The sequence below is a fragment of the Marisediminitalea sp. genome (assembly GCF_984433645.1).
Genome location: NZ_CFIDRX010000265.1, coordinates 1 through 3,769, shown reverse-complemented (window position 1 = coordinate 3,769; position 3,769 = coordinate 1). Strand labels below are relative to the sequence as shown.

The window sequence follows — 3,769 nt, the reverse complement described above, 5'->3', positions numbered from 1 at the left end:
CATGTGCAAAACTAGGTGTAAGCGTAGATTTCGATTTATATAATTTTAGTGCAGAGGCGTCAAATGCATAACAAGGCTATCAAGGTACGCCCGCAGGCGGGCTTGACCTCCGTTGCTTCAAGTGTGGACCGGCTCAAGTAAACGTATCAATATGAGGCTGGCCGCCATCGTCTTCCTGGTGGTGTTCGGTTTCGCCATGGCTGTCGTAGGTAACGTCTTCAACAACATCGTCATCTGAGTCTTTACCAGACAGCTTTTTTTCAGGCTCTTGCTCAGTGTTTGCGGAACCCTCTTCCTTTTTGCCCTGCTTTTCATGAACACGATACTGCTGTTGCTCACTCACCAGGCGCTCTTCGTCGTGGGTCTCTTTTTCGTCTTCAGACAATTGTTTCGCGCGCGCTTCTTTGCTGACTCGCTTAACCCGCTCGTCAGTTACTACCGGTATTTTTCCCTCTCTGGGGATGATGGAAAACAGTAAATCGTTACTCATTGTTTAGCCGCTAATCGAAGCCCGGTTCATGTAAAGAGTGTCGCCATTGGTCAAAATACCACCAGTTCAAAACGATTCATACCAAAATCATTGTACTTATAACACTTTGTTAGAGCGTTTCCGCTCACAAAAGTTGCAAAAGGCTTGCAATGATTGCGCGACTTGGCTATTGTTTGCGCGTCGAATTTTAGTGAACAGATTTCAAATGACTCAACGCGCCGCAATGCATCACCACCATCACAAAGCATAACCTTTCAGGTTTGTGCTGGAAGGTTATTATTTCCTTCCAGTGGCGCAGATAAAGTTATCGACCCCCGGAAGGAAACTTCCGGGGGTTTTTCGTTTAAGGCGTACCAAATTCTAGTTTTTACAGAGGAACATCACCATGAGTGATAGCAGAAGATTACGTATTGCAATTCAAAAGTCAGGTCGTCTGAGCGACGACAGCATTGCACTACTCAAAGCCATTGGCATTAAACTTAATATCCGTGATCGCCTGCTGATTGCTCATTCTACCAACGAAAATATTGACCTGTTGCGCGTCCGCGATGACGACATCCCTGGCCTGGTAATGGATGGCGTAGTTGACCTGGGTTTCATTGGCGAGAATGAGCTGGAAGAGAAAATGCTGGAACGTCAGGCTGCTGGTAAAGCGGCTGACTTTGAAGTATTGCGTCGCCTGGACTACGGCGGCTGTCGCTTGTCTATTGCCGTACCTAACGAATTTAACTACGAGAGTGTTAAGTCACTGGAAGGTAAAAAAGTCGCGACCACCTACCCTTATTTGCTTGAGCGTTTCTTTAAAGAAAGCGGCGTTAACGCCAAGGCCGTTATGCTAACTGGTTCAGTTGAAGTCGCGCCTCGTGCAGGTGTTGCTGATGCAATTTGTGACCTGGTATCAACCGGCGCAACACTGGAAGCGAATGGCTTGCAGGAAGAAGAAGTGATCTTCCGCTCCAAAGCCGTATTAATTCAGCGCGCAGATGGCGAGATCAGTGACGAAAAACAAGCCCTGATCAACCGCCTTGTGCCACGTATCGATGGCGTGATTCAGGCCAAGGAAAGCAAGTACATCATGTTACATGCGCCAAAAGCGTATCTTGAGCAGGTTAAAAGCCTGTTGCCTGGTGCCGAGAATCCAACTGTACTGCCTTTAGCTGGCGCAGAAGACACCGTTGCTATTCACGTTGTCAGCCCGGAAAACCTGTTCTGGGAAACCATGGAAAAGCTGAAAGCGCTGGGCTGCAGTTCCATCCTGGTTATGCCAATTGAAAAAATGATGGGTTAACTGAGAGGTTATCTATGATTAACTGGTCAACGCTTTCTGATGCCGAAAAAACCGAGGCGCTGTCGCGCCCGGCCATGGCAGACAGCGAGTCACTGCGAAACACGGTTGCGGGTATTCTGGCCGACGTCACCTCCCGTGGCGACGACGCCGTACTTGAATACACCCGCAAGTTTGATTGCCCGTCACTTGAAGCATTACAACTGTCGACAGAGGCACGCGATGCGCTTGCTGCGCAGGTAACCGCTGAGGTGCAAGATGCGATTAAAACTGCATTTAACAACGTAAAACAGTTTCACGAGGCGCAGTACCCAGAAGATATTCGCCTCACCACTACGCCAGGTGTTGTATGTGAACAGCGCTTTACCGGTCTTGAAGCCGTTGGCCTCTATATTCCAGGTGGCAGTGCGCCTTTACCGTCAACCGTCATGATGCTGGGTGTGCCGTCGTTAGTGGCAGGCTGTAAGCGCCGTGTACTGTGTACGCCGCCCAATGCAGAACAACAAATTGCGCCGGAAATTGCCTTCGCCGCCAAGCTGTGTGGCATTGAAGAAATCTATTTATGCGGTGGCGCGCAAGCCATTGCAGCAATGGCATTTGGTACCGACACTATCACCAAGGTCGACAAGATCTTTGGACCGGGTAACAGCTTTGTGACCGAGGCCAAACAGCAAGTGAGTCAGCGAGCAGATGGCGCGGCCATTGATATGCCAGCAGGGCCATCTGAGGTGCTGGTGCTGGCCGATGCAAACGCCAGTGCTGAATTCGTCGCCTCAGATCTGCTGTCTCAAGCTGAACACGGTCCCGACTCTCAGGCCATTCTGGTTTCAGAAAGTCAGGCGCTAATAGAAGCAACGAAAGCAGAAGTCACAGCGCAACTTGCGCGTTTGTCGCGTGAAAGCATTGCCAGCAAAGCCATGCAAAATGCCCGCTACATTCTGGCAGATTCGGTAGAGCAAGCCATTGAAGTAAGCAATGCCTATGCGCCTGAACACTTAATTGTGCAAATTGACAATGCCAGGGATTACCTGCCGGCCATTAAACATGCCGGTTCTATTTTCCTTGGCCCATGGTCGCCGGAGAGTGCTGGCGATTATGCATCAGGTACAAACCACGTGCTGCCTACCTATGGCTATGCGCGTAACTATTCCAGTTTGGGACTGCTTGATTTTATGCGCCGCTATACCATTCAGGAATTGTCTGAAGACGGTATGCGCAATCTGGGCCCCGCAATTATGCAACTGGCCGATGCCGAAGGGCTGGACGCTCACCGTGACGCGGTGCGCTATCGCCTGGAAGCCTTGCAACGTAACGATTCGAAGTAGAGAGCCTGTGTATGAGTAAGTTAGTTGATGCCCTTATCAACGCCAATCTGGTGCCGCTGAAGCCTTATGAATCAGCGCGCCGGTTATTTTCTGGTGGCCAGGACTGGCTCAATGCCAACGAATCGCCATTTGCCAATCCTTATGAGATTGATGACAGTCATTTCAATCGCTACCCATCTTGTCAGCCGTCTGGCGTCATCAACGGTTATGCCCGTTATGCTGGCGTAGAAACGTCACAACTTATTGTGACCCGGGGCGCTGACGAAGGGATTGAATTACTGATCCGCACATTTTGTACGCCCGGTGAAGATCGCATTCTTATTTGCCCGCCGACCTACGGTATGTACGCCATCAGCGCAGAAACCTGTGACGTAGGCATCGAGCGCGTGCCGCTCAAGCCCGACTTTAATCTGGACGTCGATGGCATCTGCGCCGTCGACAACGTGAACCTGATCTTTATTTGTGCGCCTAACAACCCAACCGGCACACAGGTTAAAGCCGCAGATGTAGAGCGTATTCTGGAACACTTTGAAGACCGCGCGCTGGTCGTAATGGACGAGGCCTACATTGAGTTTGATATGGCCAACACCTGGGCCACCAAGTTCAGTCAGTATTCGAACCTTGTTGTATTGCGCACACTGTCAAAAGCCTTTGCGCTGGCTGGTTTAC

Annotated in this window: 4 protein-coding genes and 1 other annotated feature; of the genes, 3 read left to right on the top strand and 1 reads right to left on the bottom strand. The window is 50.4% G+C overall.

What is annotated here, in order from left to right:
* Positions 1-133: 133 nt before the first annotated feature.
* On the bottom strand, positions 134-490 hold the full coding sequence (locus AC4MRN_RS19950) for a hypothetical protein (RefSeq protein WP_491204302.1): 357 nt from the start codon (positions 488-490) through the stop codon (positions 134-136).
* A 225-nt stretch (positions 491-715) separates the two neighbouring features.
* Positions 716-830, top strand: a sequence feature (His leader region).
* 45 nt (positions 831-875) lie between these two features.
* Here AC4MRN_RS19950 and hisG point away from each other — a divergent pair.
* The 3 genes from hisG to AC4MRN_RS19935 form a co-directional block, all read left to right on the top strand.
* The gene (gene hisG, locus AC4MRN_RS19945; protein WP_073322693.1) at positions 876-1,778 is read left to right on the top strand and encodes an ATP phosphoribosyltransferase; all 903 of its coding nucleotides are present in this window, start codon (positions 876-878) and stop codon (positions 1,776-1,778) included.
* A gap of 14 nt (positions 1,779-1,792) precedes the next feature.
* Positions 1,793-3,100: a histidinol dehydrogenase gene (gene hisD, locus AC4MRN_RS19940; protein WP_491204301.1), complete on the top strand. Its 1,308-nt coding sequence runs from the start codon at positions 1,793-1,795 to the stop codon at positions 3,098-3,100.
* Positions 3,101-3,111: 11 nt separating this feature from the next.
* Positions 3,112-3,769, top strand: a 658-nt coding sequence (locus AC4MRN_RS19935) for an aminotransferase class I/II-fold pyridoxal phosphate-dependent enzyme (RefSeq protein WP_491204300.1), incomplete at its 3' end; no start/stop codon positions are given.

Coding starts and splice junctions, on each gene's coding strand:
- AC4MRN_RS19950 (WP_491204302.1), bottom strand. CDS start 490: ATGAGTAACGATTTACTGTTTTCCATCATCCCCAGAGAGGGAAAAATA.
- hisG (WP_073322693.1), top strand. CDS start 876: ATGAGTGATAGCAGAAGATTACGTATTGCAATTCAAAAGTCAGGTCGT.
- hisD (WP_491204301.1), top strand. CDS start 1,793: ATGATTAACTGGTCAACGCTTTCTGATGCCGAAAAAACCGAGGCGCTG.